Annotated in this window: 16 protein-coding genes; 13 read left to right on the top strand and 3 right to left on the bottom strand. The window is 59.6% G+C overall.

The window, feature by feature from the left end; genetic code table 11:
• Genes FHS83_RS04385 through FHS83_RS04330 form a run of 12 tightly spaced genes read left to right on the top strand, consistent with a single transcriptional unit; the run spans position 1 to position 10,093 of the window.
• On the top strand, positions 1-411 hold the full coding sequence (locus FHS83_RS04385; protein WP_167081285.1) for a ribbon-helix-helix domain-containing protein: 411 nt from the start codon (positions 1-3) through the stop codon (positions 409-411).
• The gene (gene trbB, locus FHS83_RS04380) at positions 408-1,364 is read left to right on the top strand and encodes a P-type conjugative transfer ATPase TrbB (RefSeq protein WP_167081283.1); all 957 of its coding nucleotides are present in this window, start codon (positions 408-410) and stop codon (positions 1,362-1,364) included. Before FHS83_RS04385 ends, trbB begins: the two co-directional genes overlap by 4 nt.
• Positions 1,365-1,378: 14 nt before the next feature.
• The gene (locus FHS83_RS04375; protein ID WP_243846187.1) at positions 1,379-1,699 is read left to right on the top strand and encodes a TrbC/VirB2 family type IV secretion system protein; all 321 of its coding nucleotides are present in this window, start codon (positions 1,379-1,381) and stop codon (positions 1,697-1,699) included.
• A complete protein-coding gene (locus FHS83_RS04370) occupies positions 1,696-1,959 on the top strand; it encodes a VirB3 family type IV secretion system protein (protein ID WP_167081279.1) in 264 nt (87 codons plus the stop codon). Before FHS83_RS04375 ends, FHS83_RS04370 begins: the two co-directional genes overlap by 4 nt.
• Positions 1,953-4,415: a conjugal transfer protein TrbE gene (gene trbE, locus FHS83_RS04365; protein WP_167085259.1), complete on the top strand. Its 2,463-nt coding sequence runs from the start codon at positions 1,953-1,955 to the stop codon at positions 4,413-4,415. The genes FHS83_RS04370 and trbE overlap by 7 nt, the downstream gene beginning before the upstream one ends.
• Positions 4,412-5,140, top strand: a complete 729-nt coding sequence (gene trbJ / locus FHS83_RS04360) for a P-type conjugative transfer protein TrbJ (protein WP_167081277.1) — start codon at positions 4,412-4,414, stop codon at positions 5,138-5,140. Before trbE ends, trbJ begins: the two co-directional genes overlap by 4 nt.
• A gap of 9 nt (positions 5,141-5,149) precedes the next feature.
• Entirely contained in the window at positions 5,150-6,505 is a 1,356-nt protein-coding gene (gene trbL / locus FHS83_RS04355) for a P-type conjugative transfer protein TrbL (protein ID WP_167081275.1), read from the top strand.
• Positions 6,505-7,203 carry a conjugal transfer protein TrbF gene (gene trbF, locus FHS83_RS04350; protein ID WP_167081273.1) on the top strand — a complete coding sequence of 233 codons (699 nt, stop codon included), beginning with the start codon at positions 6,505-6,507 and terminating at the stop codon, positions 7,201-7,203. Before trbL ends, trbF begins: the two co-directional genes overlap by 1 nt.
• A gap of 10 nt (positions 7,204-7,213) precedes the next feature.
• A complete protein-coding gene (gene trbG / locus FHS83_RS04345; RefSeq protein WP_167081271.1) occupies positions 7,214-8,200 on the top strand; it encodes a P-type conjugative transfer protein TrbG in 987 nt (328 codons plus the stop codon).
• A gap of 2 nt (positions 8,201-8,202) precedes the next feature.
• Positions 8,203-9,432: a TraB/TrbI/VirB10 family type IV secretion system protein gene (locus FHS83_RS04340; RefSeq protein ID WP_167081269.1), complete on the top strand. Its 1,230-nt coding sequence runs from the start codon at positions 8,203-8,205 to the stop codon at positions 9,430-9,432.
• A gap of 6 nt (positions 9,433-9,438) precedes the next feature.
• The gene (locus FHS83_RS04335) at positions 9,439-9,783 is read left to right on the top strand and encodes a DUF2274 domain-containing protein (RefSeq protein ID WP_167081267.1); all 345 of its coding nucleotides are present in this window, start codon (positions 9,439-9,441) and stop codon (positions 9,781-9,783) included.
• Positions 9,749-10,093, top strand: a complete 345-nt coding sequence (locus tag FHS83_RS04330) for a DUF736 domain-containing protein (protein WP_167081265.1) — start codon at positions 9,749-9,751, stop codon at positions 10,091-10,093. Before FHS83_RS04335 ends, FHS83_RS04330 begins: the two co-directional genes overlap by 35 nt.
• Before the next feature lie 90 nt (positions 10,094-10,183).
• Here FHS83_RS04330 and FHS83_RS04325 read toward each other — a convergent pair whose 3' ends face one another.
• The 3 genes from FHS83_RS04325 to FHS83_RS04315 form a co-directional block, all read right to left on the bottom strand.
• Complete coding sequence (locus FHS83_RS04325) at positions 10,184-13,723, bottom strand: hypothetical protein (protein WP_167081263.1); 3,540 nt, start codon at positions 13,721-13,723, stop codon at positions 10,184-10,186.
• A gap of 326 nt (positions 13,724-14,049) precedes the next feature.
• Positions 14,050-15,150 carry a helix-turn-helix domain-containing protein gene (locus FHS83_RS04320; protein ID WP_167081261.1) on the bottom strand — a complete coding sequence of 367 codons (1,101 nt, stop codon included), beginning with the start codon at positions 15,148-15,150 and terminating at the stop codon, positions 14,050-14,052.
• Between the two features lie 26 nt (positions 15,151-15,176).
• On the bottom strand, positions 15,177-15,770 hold the full coding sequence (locus tag FHS83_RS04315) for a hypothetical protein (RefSeq protein ID WP_167081259.1): 594 nt from the start codon (positions 15,768-15,770) through the stop codon (positions 15,177-15,179).
• 353 nt (positions 15,771-16,123) lie between these two features.
• Between FHS83_RS04315 and FHS83_RS04310 the strand changes: the two genes are divergently transcribed.
• On the top strand, positions 16,124-17,656 hold the full coding sequence (locus FHS83_RS04310) for a Fic family protein (RefSeq protein ID WP_208414221.1): 1,533 nt from the start codon (positions 16,124-16,126) through the stop codon (positions 17,654-17,656).
• Positions 17,657-17,923: the final 267 nt, after the last annotated feature.

The raw sequence follows: 17,923 nt of genomic DNA, 5'->3' as shown, positions 1-17,923 counted from the left end.
ATGAAGCCCCGGCAGAATCTCTATCTTGAACCAAAACTGTCCGAAGAGTTGGACCGGCTAGCCAAAAAGCCGGGCAGCTCCAAATCCGCCATCGTTGCCGACGCCTTGAGAGCCCACTTTGCGCATGGCGGGGCAAAGCCGGTCGATGAGGCTTTCCGTCAGCGGCTTGACAAGATCACGACCCAGCTTGGCCGCATAGAGCGCAATCAGCGTGTCTTGATCGAGACGTTGGCCTCTTATGTGCGGTTTCACTTTTCGGTGTTGCCGCCGGTACCTGAGCAACAACAGGCGGCAGCCCGGGCGCTCGCCCAGGAACGCTTTCAGGCTTTCATCGAACTGGTGGGGCGCCGCGTGTCGGGACGCGGTGTGGCTGACGAACTCTTTGGTCATGAGCCAGAGAAGCGGCCATGAGCATATTTAATCCTCAATCGCTGGAGCGGCGCCGGACCATGCTGCGTACCGCTATGGGCGCAGAGATAGCCGCTGCCTTGGCCGATCCCGCCGTCGTCGAAGTGATGGTCAATCCAGATGGGGCGCTGCGACTCGACCGGCTGGGCGAGGGCTGCGTCGATACCAATACCCATTTGGGTGCGGCAGAGGTAGAACGCATCATCCGACTGGTGGCGTCTCACATCCGGCAAGAAGTTCATGCCGAAAGTCCTATCGTCAGTGCCGAACTTCCCGAAAGCGGTGAGCGTTTCGAAGGGATTCTGCCGCCGGTCTCCACCGCGCCGTGCTTTTCGATCCGCAAGCCCGCCGCCAAGATCTATAGCCTCGATGATTACGTCGCCGATCGCATCCTGCTTCCGTCCCAGGCTACGATACTGCGGCGGGCGATTTCGGATTGCCGCAATATTCTGGTCGCCGGCGGCACCAGTTCCGGCAAGACCACGCTCGCCAACGCCCTTCTTGCCGAAATGGCCAAGTGCGACGAGCGCATCATCATTCTGGAGGATACGCGCGAACTTCAATGTGCCGCGCCTGATTGCGTGTCCTTAAGGACCAAGCCGGGCATTGCCACTCTGGCGACCCTGGTGCGCTCGACGCTCCGCCTTCGTCCTGATCGGATCATCGTCGGCGAGGTTCGTGGGGCCGAAGCTCTCGACATGCTGAAGGCCTGGAACACGGGTCATCCGGGCGGCATCGCCACGGTGCATGCCAATTCTGCGCGGGCAGCGCTCTATCGCATCGAACAATTGATCCAGGAAACGGTCGTGACCGTTCCCAGGCGCCTGATCGCGGAAGCCATCGATCTCGTCGTTTTCATCGAGGGCAGGGGCATGGCCCGCCGGATCGAGACCATCGCCGAGATGCATGGATTGGATTCCAACAGCGACTACGTCCTCAACAATCAACCGTCATGAATGGAGATTTTCCCATGAAGATTCGTTGCGTCTCTATCAGAGCTTCCGTCGCTATCCTTGCCTTAGCCGCGACAGCGCCCTGCGCTTGGGCGGCCGGTACCGGCATGCCGTGGGAAACCCCGCTGCAGAATGTCCTCGACTCGGTGCAGGGGCCCGTCGCCAAGATCATCGCCGTCCTCATCATCATCGTCACCGGCCTGACGCTGGCCTTTGGCGAGACCTCGGGCGGCTTTCGTAAGCTGATCCAGATCGTGTTCGGCCTTTCCATCGCCTTTGCCGCCTCGAGCTTTTTCCTCTCGTTCTTTTCCTTCGGCGGCGGAGCGCTCATTGCATGAGCGGCGCGATCGAAGGCTTTGAAGTACCGCTGCATCGCGCCCTAACCGAGCCGATCCTTTTGGCCGGAGCGCCCCGTGGCCTTGCCATCGTCAACGGCACCGTCGCCGCCGCGCTGGGGCTCGGACTTCAGATGTGGCTCGCCGGTGTTCTTATTTGGGTAGCGGGCCATTCGCTCGCCGTATTCGCTGCCAAGCGCGATCCGGATTTCGCGATCGTATTGGCAAGGCACCTTCGCCAGAAGGCATGGCTTTCATGCTGAACCTTGCCGAATACCGTGCCCATCCCAACCGTCTGGCCGACCATCTGCCTTGGGCCTTGCTGGTTGCCCCAGGGATCGTCCTCAATAAAGACGGTTCGTTCCAGAAGAGCTTTCGCTTCCGCGGCCCAGACCTCGAAAGCGCCACGGAAGCCGAACTCGTCTCGGCCTGTGCCCGCCTCAACAATGTGCTGCGCCGTTTCGGTTCGGGCTGGGCCTTGTTCTTCGAGTCCGAGCGCTTCGCCGCGCCGGACTATCCTTTTTCGAAGTTTCCCGACGCCGCCACATGGATCGTGGATGAGGAACGGCGGGAAGCCTTCCAGGGAACAAGCCCGGAGGCAGGGCCTCTGCCGAGGTTCCGCCTCCGGGATCATTACGAGAACGGCTACGTCCTCACTCTATTATATATGCCGCCGGCCGATGTGGCTGCTGGCGCCGAACGCGCGCTGGTGGAGCGGGAAGGGCGAAATCCTCGTGATTGGCGCCAGGAACTAAGTACCTTCGACGCCGAATGTCTCAGGGTGTTCGATCTCCTCAAAGGGATCATGCCCGAGGTCCGCGCGCTCGGCGACGCCGAAACCTTGACCTATCTGCACGGCACGGTGTCAGGCCAGCGCCAAAAAATCGTTGTCCCTGAAATCCCGATCTACCTCGACGCCATTCTGGCTGACGAGCCCTTGAGCGGCGGCCTTGAGCCGATGTTGGGTAGCCTGCACCTGCGCACCCTCAGCATTCTTGGATTTCCGAACGCGACACGGCCAGGACTTCTCGACGGCCTCAATCATCTGGATTTTCCTTATCGCTGGATGACGCGCTTCATCGCGCTCGACAAAACCGAGGCGACCAAGGCGCTCACCAAGCTGCGCAAGCAATGGTTCAACAAACGTAAGTCCATCACCGCCCTAATGCGCGAGGTGCTCTACAACGAGCCGGTCCAGCTTCTCGACTCCGATGCCGACAATAAGGTGGTGGATGCCGATCTCGCCTTGCAAGCCTTGGGCGGCGATCATGTCAGCTTCGGCCACCTTACCACCACCGTGGTGGTCTTTGACGAAGATGCCGGCCGAGCCGACGACAAGCTACGGGCCGTCGAACGCGTCATTCACGGTGCGGGTTTCACCACCATTCGGGAGAGCATCAACGGTGTGGAGGCTTGGCTCGGATCCTTACCGGGTCATGTCTATGCCAATGTGCGCCAGCCGCTGGTTCATACCCTCAATCTCTCCCATCTCGTCCCGCTCTCTTCCGTCTGGGCTGGCCCCGAGCGGGACGAGCACCTCAATGGCCCGCCACTATTTCTGGGCGAGACGGTCGGCTCGACGCCGTTCCGCTTTGCGCTGCATGTCGGCGATGTCGGTCACACACTGATCGTCGGCCCGACCGGGGCTGGCAAATCTGTCCTCCTTGCGCTCATGGCGCTGCAGTTTCGTCGCTATCCAGACGCTCAGATCACCATCTTCGATAAAGGCGGCTCGGCGCGCGCCGCAGTGCTGGCGATGGGCGGAGCGCATCACAATCTCGGCTCGGATGGCTCTTTGGCGTTTCAGCCGTTGGCGCGAATTGATGATCCCGCCGAACAGAGTTGGGCCGCCGAATGGCTGGCCGGGCTTCTGGCCCACCAAAACCTCGCAGTTACCCCGGAGATCAAAGAAACCCTGTGGTCAGCTTTGAGCAATCTGGCGTTCACTCCTGAAACCGAGCGAACCATGACGGGCCTCAGCGTCCTCCTACAATCCAATGCGCTCAAATCGGCGCTGATGCCATACACGCTGGAAGGTCCCTTCGGGCGGCTCCTGGATGCCGATCTCGATACACTGGTCCTCAGCGCCATCCAATGTTTTGAGACAGAGAGTTTGATGCATGAGCCGGGTGCGGTCATGCCAGTTCTCACTTATCTCTTTCACCGACTGGAGGAACGGTTTGACGGGCGTCCCAGCCTTCTGATTCTCGATGAAGCCTGGGTCTTTCTGGATGACCCGCTGTTTGCCGCTCGTATCCGCGAATGGCTGAAGACGCTTCGCAAGAAGAACGTGTCGGTGGTCTTCGCCACACAGTCGTTGGCGGATATCGCCGGTAGTTCCATCGCGCCGGCTATCATCGAATCCTGTCCGCAACGGATATTCCTCGCCAATGACCGGGCAGTCGAGCCGCAGGCAAGGGAAGCTTACGAGCGCTTTGGCCTCAATGAACGCCAGATCGAACTGATCGGCCGTGCCACGCCCAAGCGGCACTACTACCTGCAATCGCGCCGAGGCAACCGCCTTTTTGAGTTGGGTCTTGGTCCCGTCGCACTTGCCTTCTGTGGCGCCTCCGATTCCGCGAGCCAAACGCTGATCGACCATCTCCTCGCCGAACATGGAGACGAGCGATTTGCTGCTGAATTCCTCAAAGCCCGCGATCTTGGTTGGGCCGCATCCCTGCTCGACGATTATTCCCCAAACGTGGAGATCACACCATGAAGCGCAAACTCGCCGCAATTCTGCTTGCCACATCCGTTGGTATTGGTGCTGTCACGGTGCCTTCGCAGGCACAGGTCTTCGGGGGCGGTATCGTTTTTGACCCCACTAACTATGCCCAGAATCTGCTAACCGCCGCACGCGCCCTGCAGCAGGTAAACAACCAGATCCTTTCGCTGCAGAACGAAGCGAACATGCTCCTCAATATGGGAAAGGATCTTTCCTCACTCAGCACGTCGGAGCTATCGACGATGATCTCTGGGCTGACTGGGATCTCGACGCTCATGGATGAAGGGCGGGGTATCGCCTTCAACGTGGAGGCCACCACCGCAGCATGGAAGTCTCTGTACCCGGGAAGCTATCCGGTCGGGACGGCGACGGCGACATTCGCAACCAATGCCCAGTCCCGCTGGCAGCAGGCCATGGATGCGTTTCAGCAAGCGCTCCAAGTCCAGGCCCAAATTGTTCAAAACGTGCAGTCGGACTCCACCACGCTCACGAGTTTGGTCAACGCCTCCCAAGGTGCGGTCGGTAATTTGCAGGCGACGCAGGCGACCAACCAGCTTTTGGCGCTTTCCACCAAGCAACAGCTTCAGCTCCAGAATCTGATGGCCGCTCAGTATCGCGCCTCCGCGCTCGAAGCAGCGCGCAATGCGGAATCGGAAGCTGCTGCGCAGTCGGAGTTCTCGACCTTTCTTGGCAGCAGCAGGGCCTACACATCGCATTAGGGTGCGCTTATGTCGGACTTCAACGTCATTGACAGCTTTCTGAACACCTTCATCACCTACATTGATTCCGGCTTTGGCCTGCTCAATGGCGATGTGGCGAGCCTCGCCTCGATCCTGATCGGCATCGATGTGACGTTGGCTGCTTTGTTCTGGCTGCTCGATGGCGAGGAGAACATCTTCGCTCGATTGATCAAGAAGGTGCTTTACGTCGGCGCCTTTGCCTTCATCATCAATAATTTCTCGGCGCTTTCCATGATTGTTTTCAATTCGTTTTCGCAGCTCGGTCTTCATGCCGGTCATAGCGCCATGACCGCGGCGGACCTATTGCGCCCTGGCAAGCTCGCTGGCACTGGCTTTGAGGCGGCATGGCCTTTGCTCCACGAAGCGGGCAAGCTCGTCGGTTTCACGACCGTCTTCAACCACGCTGTCACGATTCTGGTGCTGGTGGGTGCCTGGTTCATTGTGGTGCTCGCTTTCTTTATTCTGGCGGTTCAACTCTTCATCACCATCCTGGAATTCAAGCTCACGGCTTTGGCTGGGTTTGTCCTGGTGCCGTTCGCCTTATGGAATAAGACGTCCTTTCTGGCTGAACGCGTGTTGGGCAATGTCGTCAGCTCCGGTGTGAAGGTGATGGTGCTCGCCGTCATCATCGGTATTGGGTCGAGCTTCTTTGGCACATTCACTGCTAGTCTCCCCGGCGATCCGACTCTCGCCAATGCCATGACCTTGGTGCTGGCGGCGCTCGCTCTGTTTGGCCTTGGGATTTTTGGACCGGCCATCGCCAGCGGCTTGGTATCCGGCGCACCGCAGCTTGGCGCCGGCGCAGTGCTTGGGACCGGTGCGGCCCTTGTTGGTGGGGCCGCGCTTACGGGCGCTGCGGGTTTTGGCGCGATGCGTGCCCTGGGTAGCGGGGGCCTTGCTGCCATTCGGGCGGGAACATCGCTCGCGTCTGGTGCCGCGACTGCCTATGGCCTTGGCAGTGCAGCCTCGGGCCAAACCGGTATGGCCGGGGTAGGGGCAGGGCTTGCTGGTGTTGCCAAAGCTGGTGCGGGGGCTGCCTATCAAGCGGCGCGCGGAGCGGCATCGCGGGTCACTGGAGACCTTGGTGCCAGTGCAACAGCCGGCGCACGCAGCGCGTTTCGCGCCACCGGTGGCTCCGCCACATCACCATCTTCTTCCGGCGGAGCTGGTCCTGCTGACGGCAATGCCGGGAGTGGCGGCGGGGCCAGCGCGACGCCACCCGCCTGGGCCCGCCGCCTGCGTGCTGCCCAACAGCGCCATGCCCATGTTCAAGCTGTCCACCACGCCATCCGGGAAGGCGATCGTCCCATGCACGGCGCCGCGCCCGATCTCGGTCAGGAGTAATGATGTTCAAACGCACAATCCAGCGCTATGGCCAGACACCCGAACCGGTCACGCCTTACCAGAAGGCGGGCCAAATCTGGGACGAGCGCATCGGCTCAGCCCGTGTGCAGGCAAAGAACTGGCGAATGGCCGCCTTCGGCACCTTAGGCGTTTGTGGACTGCTCGCCGGCGGAATGATCTGGCTCTCCATGCAAAGCCGGGTCGTGCCTTACGTGGTGGAGGTCGATCGGTTAGGCGCCCCCCAAGCTGTCACGCCGGCCGATGCGCGCTATCGGCCGACCGATGCACAGATCGCCTATTTCCTGGCGCGATTCATCACTGATGTCCGTGGGCTTTCGATCGATCCCGTGGTGGTACGGAATAACTGGCTGGAAGCCTATGATTTCGCCACCGACCACGGCTCGGTGTTTCTGGACGGCTTCGCCCAAGCCACCAACCCGTTTACCCACGTTGGTGAGCGGACCGTTGCTGTGCAGGTGACGAGCGTGGTCCGGGTCTCGGAAACCTCATTCCAAGTGAAATGGCGAGAACAGACCTACGAGCATGATGTGCTCGCCAAAGCCGAGCATTGGACGGCGATCCTATCGGTCGTTACCAAACCGCCGGCCAACGCCGATGTTCTGCGCAAGAATCCACTCGGCCTTTACGTCAACGGCATCAACTGGTCGCGCGAACTCTCTCCCAACGATCTACTGTAAGGAGTGCTCCATGCGAGTCCCCGTTCTTCTCGTTGTGGTTCTGTCTGCCAGCGCTTGCGCCGATGGAACACCACCACCGGCTATCACTTACGATGAGGCCTCGTACAGACCGGCCAAAGAGTTGCGTGCCCCGATTCCGAAGCCCGTGGTGTCGCAGGTCGCTGTTGGTGCCGTAGTGGGGCCAGTCTTGCCGCGAACGCCGGTCGAGAAGCCCGACCTTACCCCGCCGACAGAGCGTGTTGAGGCTGCCAATCAAGCCGCGCTCCATGAACCTACCAGAAGTGGTTTTCTCAATGCGGTGCAGGTGTATCCCTATTCGCAGGACGCCCTTTATCGCCTTTATGCCACGCCACAGCAGGTCAGCGACATCGCGCTTCAGCCCGGCGAAGCACTCACGGCAATCTCTTCGGGTGATACGGTACGTTGGACCGTTGGCGATACCGCCAGCGGCGCCGGGACGGACAAGCAGGTCCATGTGCTGGTCAAGCCCTTTGCCCCAAATCTCAAGACCAATCTCATCATCCTGACCAACAAGCGCACCTATCACTTCGCGTTACAGAGCACTGACCGCGTCGCCATGGCGGCGGTATCCTTCAGGTATCCCGACAGCGGCCTCGTTACCGAAAAGAGCAGCAATACACCTGCACCAGCCGCTCCGGCGGTCGTAGAATCTGGCCTCGCACTGGAGAATCTCAGCTTCCGCTATGTGATCTCCGGCGACAGCCCGCCCTGGAAGCCTGTCCGGGCCTTCGATGATGGGCACAAGGTCTACATCCAGTTTCCGGACCGTATCGACCAAGGCGAAAGTCCGCCGCTCTTTGTGGTGGGGCAGGACGGCGGCAACGAACTCGTCAATTATCGGGTGCGCGGCAACTACTATGTCGTCGACCGCCTGTTTGGCGCCGCGGAGCTGCGATTGGGTCAGGACAAGCAGCAAGTTGTCCGCATCAGCCGCACCGATGGCAAGAAGACGCGCCATTCTCTGTTTGGGGACTGACCATGAGCGATCAAGCCCCTCCCGATGTCCCGCCCAAGACTGATCCCGAAACCCTGGTGTTACGAGCGCAGCCGCGCAGAGTTGTCCGCTTCAAGCGCGGTCTGCTGATCGGGATCGCAGGTTTCGGCGCTATTACGATCTTTGCGGCGACATGGTTTGCCTTGCGCGGGGCAAGCGGTAGCCATCACCAGAAAGATCCGGAGCTCTACAATACCGGCCGTAAGAAGATGCCCGATGCTGTGGCAGCACTTCCGCCCAGCTACGACAAAGTGAAACTCGGGCCGCCGTTGCCGGGCGATTTGGGGCCAGCCGTTCTCGCACGCGAAAGGAGCGTAGGGATCAATTCGGGCGGTGATAGCTTTAAGCCCAATCCGGAGGACGACGCCGCGCGCGCTGAGCGCATCCGCTTAGCGCAACAGGCCCGTCAAGCAGACGAAGCCGGTGTTTTGTTCCAGACATCGAACCGTGGCGCGGGCGTTGCAGCGAATGCAGCGGTTTCTGGAACACCTTCGACTTTGCCGAGTGAGGCATCTGGCATCGCAGCGAGCGCTGGCGGGCTGAATCTCGATCCTTCCCGCGATCCCAATAACCAAGGCCGCAAGCTCGATCTGGTGAGCGGTAAGCCGGACAAGACCACGCTCAATCCGCATGCTTTGCAAACACCGGTTTCGCCCTATGAGCTTCTCGCCGGCACGATCATCTCCGCCAGCTTGATTACGGGCTTAAATTCCGATCTCCCGGGTACGGTGGTCGCGCAAGTGACTGAAGATACCTATGACTCTGCGGCAGGGCACTATCTATTACTGCCGCGAGGGAGCCGCCTTATCGGCGCGAGCGACAGCGTGATTGCCTTCGGGCAGAAGCGGGCGCTTGTCGTCTGGCAGCGGATCGTCATGCCGAATGGCACCTCAATCCAGATCGATAACCTCCCCGCGACGGATGCGGCGGGGTATGCCGGCCTTGAGGACAAAGTCGACTATCACACCTGGACGCTGCTCAAAGGGATCGCCATGTCAACGCTGCTCGGCGTCGGCACCCAAATGACGTTTGGCGGAAACAATAGCGATCTCGTCGCGGCCATCCGGCAATCGGCACAAGAGAACACGAGCCAAGCTGGCCAACGCATCGTCGAAAAGGACCTCAACATCCAGCCAACGATTACCGTGCGCCCAGGTTGGCCACTTCGGGTGATCCTGAATAAAGACATGCTGCTCCAGCCTTACAATGGGTGACCTCGCATGGACCTGAAACTTTCTAAACTTCCAGATCGCATGCCGGTCTCGCTCAAGATCACGCTGAAGCCGGACCTACATCGCCGATTGCTGCAATACGCCGAATGCTATCGCGCCACCTATGGCGGCGAGGGCGAGCCCGTCGATGAACTCATCCCATTCATCATTGAAGCCTTCTTGGACAGCGACCGTGCGTTTGCGAAGGCGATGAAGAGCGGTGAGTTGAATGCGGTATCAGAAGCGCCGATGCGGCGATCTCGTAGACGTCGCGGGGAGAATGGGGTGGGAGGTTCAGCAACCAGCCAAGGAGAACGCAATGGCGGAAATAGGAACACTGACACAGACGCGTGATGGCGGTTGGGCTGGCTCGATATTTTTGTTAGCCCAATGGGTGAAGATCCACATCGCTCGGAATGACAACCAAACAAGCCGAAAGTCTCCCGCCTATCGCATTTTTAGCGGTGCAGCCGATCTGGGGGCTTTGTGGGCACGCAAAACCAAGGACGAAGACCCGCAGGACTTTCTGAGTGGTGAAATCGAATGTCCTGGGTTGGCGGAACCGATCCCGGTGGCGGTATTCTTCTCCGATGGCCAAACGCGCGCGCGGGTCGTTTGGAATCGGCGAAGTGAGAATGCCGCGCGCTTATCGACTGCTGAGTAGTCACTTGACAGGCATGCCCTACCGCCCGACCGCGAAGTCTTCGTTAGCTTTCCTTTGCTGAGCCTAAGAAGCCTTGCAGCGGTGCGATTGTCACTCCTGGGTCGTTGATGTTGAAGGAGGCGCCTTGGAGCCACGCGGCTTTTTCTTCTTTGTTGGCCCCTTAGCCTTGGGCGCCCCAGCTGTTTTGGCCGCCGTCTTCTGACGCGTTTGGCCCATATTGAGGATCAGGAAGACGACTTTGAGTTCTTCCGCCTCCCGGCGATAACGCGCGACAAAGCCTAAGGGCAAAGTTCCCGACATCGCCAACCGCTCCTGCCGATCATACGCTATACCGGGCGGGGGGGCGTGCGCGCAGCTGCAGAGATAGGTGCAAATCGGCTCGAGATCGTCCGCGAACACGTAGGTCACGTGGAAGTACAATGTGCCTGTGCTGTAGGTGAATAGTTTTGTGAAGTGGCGGGTCAGGTCTTGCTGTACACTCTCGCGGTGCACCGGCTGATCGCAAATCACCGCTTCGATTGCCGCCAGGGTCGATCCGCCCTTTTGCAGCAGAATATCCGGCTCGCCTGGATTGCCCTTGGCGCTGTAGCCAGCCTTGGATTGGTCCCGCGTGGACCAACCCAGAAGAGTGTTGACGTGGACCTGAATAAGCTCGCGCAGCACCGCGGAATAATCGTCTTCGTCTTGCTTCTCACTGGCATCAGGAAACATCGGCATCAACCCGGTTAGTGCCGCACATGCGTCTCGCACCACATCGATAATCACTGCGTCGAGCGGTTCGGGTTTGGGGGACAGGATTTCGGCCTGGGCTGCCGGGTCCAGCCTCATTAGATCGGACAGGGCGGCTTTGATCTGTTGGCGCGTCGAGGCGTCCAAGCTCAGTGCAACGGTCGGTCCGTGGGGTAGGACGCCGGCTCCTAGAAATGCCTCCACATCCCGAAGAATGGGGGTGTCGCCAAAAACGTCGCGGGCTTCCGCGAGGGCTGCGCTTGCTTCACCCGCATGCGCCTGCTGCGCCAGCGCCAATGCGCGATAGGCAGCGACCCTGTCATTGCGCTCTGCCTTGTTGACGGTATCAAGGAGCGCAAGCGCCTGATCTGGATCTTCCAGGCCCAAATACAGAAGGGCCTTGTTTAGGGCGATCGTGTCCTGTTCGTCTTGCCCGACCGCGCGGCATTGCGCGATCATGGTGTCGACTTCCACCAGCGCATCACGCGCGCGTCGCTCTTGCGCGCCAGTCAATTGGCCGAACGAATTGTGCTTGAGGACAGCCGCCACTTCCGATGCGAAGACGTTGCTGGCGTAGGCCGACAGGTGGTTTCGCTGGAAAAGCTCACGAAACATCGATGCGGCAGCTTCGGGGTCGCCGGCCGGCTTGCTGAGGATAGCGATCGCTTTGAAGAAACGGACAGAGTCGCGGGCTGCGCGTGGGTCGACACCAGCTTCGGTGGGCGGATCGGGCGTCGCCAGGATGGCATCCCAGTCCTGGCTGGTATAGAGCAAGCGAAGCTTCCAGCGCGCTTGTTCCTCTTCGCGGCCGCCAACCTTTCCAAAGGTCCGCACATCCGCCTCGGCGTCTATGAAGCGGGCGGCGGCTTGGGCCAGATTGGCATTCAAGAGCGCATTGATGCGTGCTTGGACTTCTACGTAGGAGCGGACTTCGGCTGCGGTATCTGGGGTAATCTGGCTGATCCGTGCGGCGACCGCCTTTTGGTCCGGAACAGACACCATTTGATATAGCTGGGCCAGGATCAACGGTTCGTTGGTCCCGAGCACGGCTTGAAGCATGCTGTGCCGTTGCGGCTCTGGCAGCAGCGGGAGGACCATGGCAAGATCCGCCGCGAGAGCGCGGTCGCGCTCCGTACGTCCGGAAGGCGAGACTTCAAAACGAGGTGCAAAGGCATCGACGCGGCCGTTGACCTTGTCGTCTAGGGCCCCGGCTGCAATGGCATGCACTAGGGCATCAACGAGGCCGCCGGGGATTTCGGTACCGAGCCCGGCAATTGCCCTACAAAGAATTCGGATGTGCGCGCGGAGCGCCCGCCCGATGTCATCGACTAGCGCGTAAGGATTGGTATTTTCGGCGGCGCCCCTGGTCAGCCAAGACGGGACATCGAAGGGATACAGAAAACTATTCGCGCCACCGGCTGCCTTCTCCGACAGGCGGTACAGCGCCGCAGCCGATGATAATCCGATGCGCCGCGCATCAAGGCGATAGGTATTCTCCCGGAATGACGCGGTATAGGCCGCGATCAATGCTGAAGTATCGCCACAGTCTTCGAGGTGGCACACGCTGATCACATCGAGTGCGGCGGCAAATGCCCCACTGCCGATTGCCGGATTGGTCGGAATATCGTGAACCAGAGCGGCCAAAATCGTCCGAGCAATTTCGCCTGACTGCCGGGCGACGATATCGCGTAGCGCCGCAAGGATGGTGTCGGACCCGGTCGCGTCGTCGACAAAGCCGCCGTCGGAGTTGTCGTGACACCATTTCAGAAGCGCTGCGGCCTCGGCCGGATCGGCTTTTCCCTGCTCCAGAAATTCACCGAGCAACGACACCGTATCCGTGAAGGCCGCCGATTTGCCGTGCTGGTCGTCGGCATCGTTGAGCGAACGGTCCCATCCGCCGGATGGCGCTTGCCATTGCGCGATCCAGAGGCATGCCAGTGCGGTCGTCGGTGGAAACAGTGCAACGTCGGCCAGCAGCTGGGGGTGTTGCTGAACCTGGAAGGACAGGGAGACCAGCAGTTCTGGGTGTTTGACCGCCAATTCCAATAGCACGACGGCCCGCGCGGCCGGACCGGTGCCAAGTTCCTGGTGGACGACCTCTAGCCATAGTAGCCCGATCAGGCCTAGCGCGTCTGCGGCCAACATCTCATAGGCAAGCGCCTCCAGCCGAGGCTGGCGCAGCCAAAGCGCGCGGCCCACCATGGTAGTGGGCAGCTTGCCAGCATAATTGGTGTACGAGGCCGGTCGTTGCCTATGAGGCAGCGAGAGCCTGCGAAGAACCGCCGCCTCGAAATTCGCCCAAACGGAAAACCCCGCCTCATTCGCCACAACAGCTAGGGCGCCGGACCGGAATTCCTCAGCGTCGGTTTCGTCCCAAGCCTGCCAGCATACCAGCTCGGGTCTTCCCAGGAGTTGCCAGCGATCGGTCCAATTCCTCAGATCTCGACTGAGCTCGACCTTCATTCGGCCATCCCATAACCGGGCTGCGACCCAGCTTGGCGACCGACAGAGCAGGTGGTGAAGGTCCTTGCGGCCTGCCTCAATATCGGCGGCAAGAGAGCCTATATCGGGATCGCCGACAGTAGGATTTTGAAACAAGAATGCTTGGTTATGCCGGCGCGTCAGTAGGCCAGCCAAGGCCGGCAAGTCCTTGGTGTTGCGCAGGGCCAGAAAATAGTCCCGGGGTGCCCAAACGCGCCCCCACGACACGGCAAGCCAGCCATCGGCTATGAGCGTGTCGAAACTCGGCTCCGTTTCTTGGCGCTCAGCTTCGTAGGTCCGCCGCGCAGCGTCGATATCGGCGTCGTGGGTGATCTCCACCGCGCGCAGCAGCCGCAGCATCAACTCGTCCGGCAGGCGATCACCATCAGGCCAGAGCATAGGGCCGTGATAGACGCGCAAATGGCGCCGGTATCTTCCTCGAAGAAGGACGCGGGTTTCACCGGGGGCGTGCTGAAGACTGCTGAAGCGGTGCATTCAAACAAGGACCTGAATTATTAGCCGGCGTATTAAAAGACCACGCACTAGCTAAGATCGGATTTGTAACCGACGCGACCGCCATGAGCGGTAAACAACCATTGACCGACCCACAAAGCGATTTGAAAGGCAACTGAGCTCTAAGGTACGCGATTTACATCATGCGAGCTAAACGACGTATCCGCCGAAACTCATGGTACTACAATTCGCGCCGGTCCGGGTGATCGCACCGCATACTCGACAACGAACTGCTATTGGTAGAAGCGGAGCGGCACAACATTCACACCATCGGCCCGGGCAGGAGGCAATTCTAGGCCAGAGACATGCGCGAACATGTCCGGCCCCAGCCCACTCTCCGCGATGAGGCGACCGACTGCCCCGGGATAGGTCATTTCCAGCGCTTTCATGGCGGCGGGCAGAAGTTCGGGTGTTTCGGAGGGAATCTCGTCGTCGCGACGTTCGAAGCGCTTTTGACCGGTCTTGCTTAAATGAATATAGCCTGTGCGGTATTGGTCGGCGGAAATGACATGCAAATCATAGGCACGGCGCAGAATCGCCGCCGCCGACACTTTCCAACGAAGCTTGAGTGCATAGATGGCCGACCAGTCGAGAAAGCGACCGCGCGGAAATTCATGGATGAAGGACGAGCGCGGTAGCAAGAAGGCGCTGGCGAAGCGATTGGCCTGATCTTCGGTTGTTTTGTCGCCGGTTTGGACGCCGCGATGCATGATGAGATGCCCGGTCTCGTGGGCGAGGTCGAAGCGTAGACGGCAGGCGGCTGGCTTGGCTTCACTTCGAATGATCATTGGTCTTGCACAGTCGATCGAGAGGGCGTCGACTCGCTCGGAGACGCCGCGGAAGAAGCTGACCACCGCTCCAGCGTTCTCAACAACGCGCATCATGTTTGAAATTGGGCCTGTGCCGAGGCGCCAATATGTACGTGCGCTGTCAGCTGCCTCCTCGATCTCGATTGCGCTCGCAGCGGCAATGTCGGGGAAGGTGACCGGGGGCAGGTCAAGCTCATGATCGAGTCGACTGACGAAGCCGTCGAGCAGCGTGCCGCGCGCGAGTACCTGGCTTACGATCGAGACCGGCGTCGTGCGCTGCTTGCGGAAGTGACATTGTTCGGGGCGAATGCCAGCGGTCGCAGGCAGTACGAAGAAATGCCCGGCAACGCCGAGCGCATCGGCGAGCGCGGCTTGCATCTCTTTAGTGGGTGTCTTTAGACCTTGTTCAAGCTGATTCAGAAACTGGCGTGTCGCGCTCACCCGTTCGCCGAGCTGGTCGAGCGTGAGGCCGAGCGCGACCCGGGCGAGCCGCAGCCGTTCGCCGTGGAATGCGATAATGCCCATCTGCTTTCCTCGCCGCTGTGACGGCGTTACTCGCTAGTCTTGGACTTGCGGCCGCGTACGGCGATGTTCGGTGCATCAAGTTCAACCGTTTCGGTCGCCGGCTTGCCAATCCCGCCAGAGCCCGCGCTGAGGTTGAGCGGGACGTCCCAGTTGAGAACTGCAGTTTCGCCTTGCAGCCCGACGAACTTGACGGCGAGCACACTGCCGTCGATGTCAGTTTCGACCGCGAAGCGGTAGGCGAGATCGCGCCCCTCATCGCGCTCATCGAACGAGAATGCGAGTTGGCGCAGCTCGTTGAGGCTCTGGCGCCGGGTGCGATCAGTCGGCTCCTCGGCCTCGCCGCGATAGATGCGTACGGGCACCTCGCCGATCGTGAAAATGAGCTGTAAGCTATGGTCAATAACCCCTAACCAGCTATAGGCGTCGTGATCAACAGCCCGCAAAATGCGGGCGCGGGCGAATTGAAAGGCACGGCAGCCAAGCGTCCAGCCATTGTCTCCGGCTTCCTCATCGAACAGTTCGACCGCTACCTGACGGCCATCGGCGATAAGGCGGGCGACGGCAACGAGGCGCTCCTCAGTCAGATCAGGATGATAGTCCCATGGGAAGATCTTGGTCATGGCGGCCTCAGGGCGATATGTTAACGCCATTGTGGGCTGTTTCATAAATTTGTCAACCGGACGCGTATCTGTAAAGCGATGTTGCGCCATGACTAGATTGGAATAGGGCTCGGCGCATTCGGGTAAATAGCGGAAACGGCTGTAGAAATAATAGATATCAGCTTATTTGCTGGGTATTTAATGATTTTCAGACCGGTTTATCGACTTTTAGCTCCTATCGTGATAATGATTTTCCGCAGCTAATCCCTATTTATAGCGATAATCAGGTCTGTTAAACGGTTTTCAGCATGCAGCCACTACCACTACCACTACCACTACCACAACCACTCCAAAAGGCTGCCGCCATAGCTACAGTGCCTTTTCCCGCGGAGGCGATACCCGCGGGTTATGCGGCGCTGATTGCGGCGTTCGACCTGCATGTGCCGGCGCCCGACGAAATGCTCGCTATCGGCAGCAAGCACACCTTGCGGCGCGAAGGGCGCTGGCGGGTGCTCACCCCACGTTATCGCCCCACCGACACCATTGCCGGCCAGCTTGAATTTGCATTGCGTCACGAAGGCGTAGATCTCGCCGTTCTCAACGCCTTGTTTCAAGCGGCATCACCGGCTTTCATCGAGGAATGGGTCCGCGAGCAGCCAACGAGCGGCTATGCCCGTCGGGTTTGGTTTCTATACGAGTGGATGCATGGCGTACGTCTCGATCTGCCGGGCGCGCCGCCCGCTCCTTATGCCAGTGTTCTGAATGAGGATCAGCAGTTTGCCGTAAAGGGTGAAACGGTTACCCGATATCGCGTGCGCAACAATCTGCCGGGTACTCCCGATTTCTGCCCTCTTATCCGGCGGTCTGAAGTCCTTACGGCACTGCTCGACCAAGACTTGGTGGGGGAGGCCGGCAGCACTATTCAGCGCACAGCACCCGATCTTGTTACGCGTGCCGCAGCATTCCTACTGCTGGAAGATTCAAAGGCATCCTATGTCATCGAGGGTGAGCGTCCTCCTCAGGACCGCATTCAGCGTTGGGGGCAAGCCATTGGCGAGGCTGGCCGCCAGCCGCTTTCGGTCGATGAGTTATTGCATTTGCAGCGTCTCGTCATCGGCCCGGCACGCTTCACACGTCTCGGATGGCGCACGGAAGGTGGCTTTGTCGGTCCACGAGATCGCGAAACCAATGCACCTCTGCCCGATCATATCAGCGCGCGGCCCGACGACGTTGCGGGGCTTATCAACGGCCTCATCGCTTATACCGAGCGCAGCGAGCACCATAATCTCAATGCGGTGATAGCGGCTGCGGCGATCGCATTCGGGTTTGTCTTTATTCATCCGCTCGAAGACGGCAATGGGCGCATACACCGTTGGCTGGTACACCACGTGCTAGCCCGCCGCGGGTTCAATCCTCCCGGCGTCGTCTTTCCCGTTTCAGCGGTTTTTCTCGAACACATTCAGCGGTATCGCGAAGTGTTGGAGCACTATTCGTTGCCGCGGCTTGCACTGACACATTGGGAGACAACGCCATCGCTCAATGTGCGTGTTCTCAATCCGACCCGCGATCTCTATCGCTTTTTTGATGCCACAAAGCAGGCCGAGTTCCTCGCGGAAAGCGTGGTGGAAGCAATACGCAGCACGCTGCCGCGCGAGATCGATTATCTTCGCCGCTATGACCAAGCACGGCGACAGATCGAGGCTTTCGTCGAAATGCCGGATGCCACATTCGATCTAATGATGGGATTTCTTCGGCAAAATAGTGGCCACTTCTCGCAACGCGCTCGGACGAAGGAGTTTGCTCAGCTAAGCGATGAGGAAGCGGCCTCCATAGAGATGACCTATCAGGACCTGCTTATGGAATTTGATAATCCGGTTACCGTGTCGAAATCACCAAAGGGCAACTGACCTCATCCGCCTAAGGTATTGCTTAGAAAACCACTGGAGAGCTTCGGCCCTCGTTCACGGATTTCGTTGGGGCATTCCTACGCACAAAAACTGTCCTGTGTCGGGTTGATCTCACTGTTCGGCACGCCACCATGCCGGTCTACGGGAAACTGCTTCGCAACGTATCTTCTCCGCAGTCTAGCGGGTCCCTAAATCATTGGATTTATTATCATTATCAGATGGCGGTCAGGCGGCTAACCGACGTTCTATTGGCTGATGACCCTTTCA

Origin of the sequence: Rhizomicrobium palustre (genome assembly GCF_011761565.1) — a bacterium.
GTDB lineage: Bacteria > Pseudomonadota > Alphaproteobacteria > Micropepsales > Micropepsaceae > Rhizomicrobium > Rhizomicrobium palustre.
This window is presented reverse-complemented; position numbering and strand designations above follow the sequence as displayed.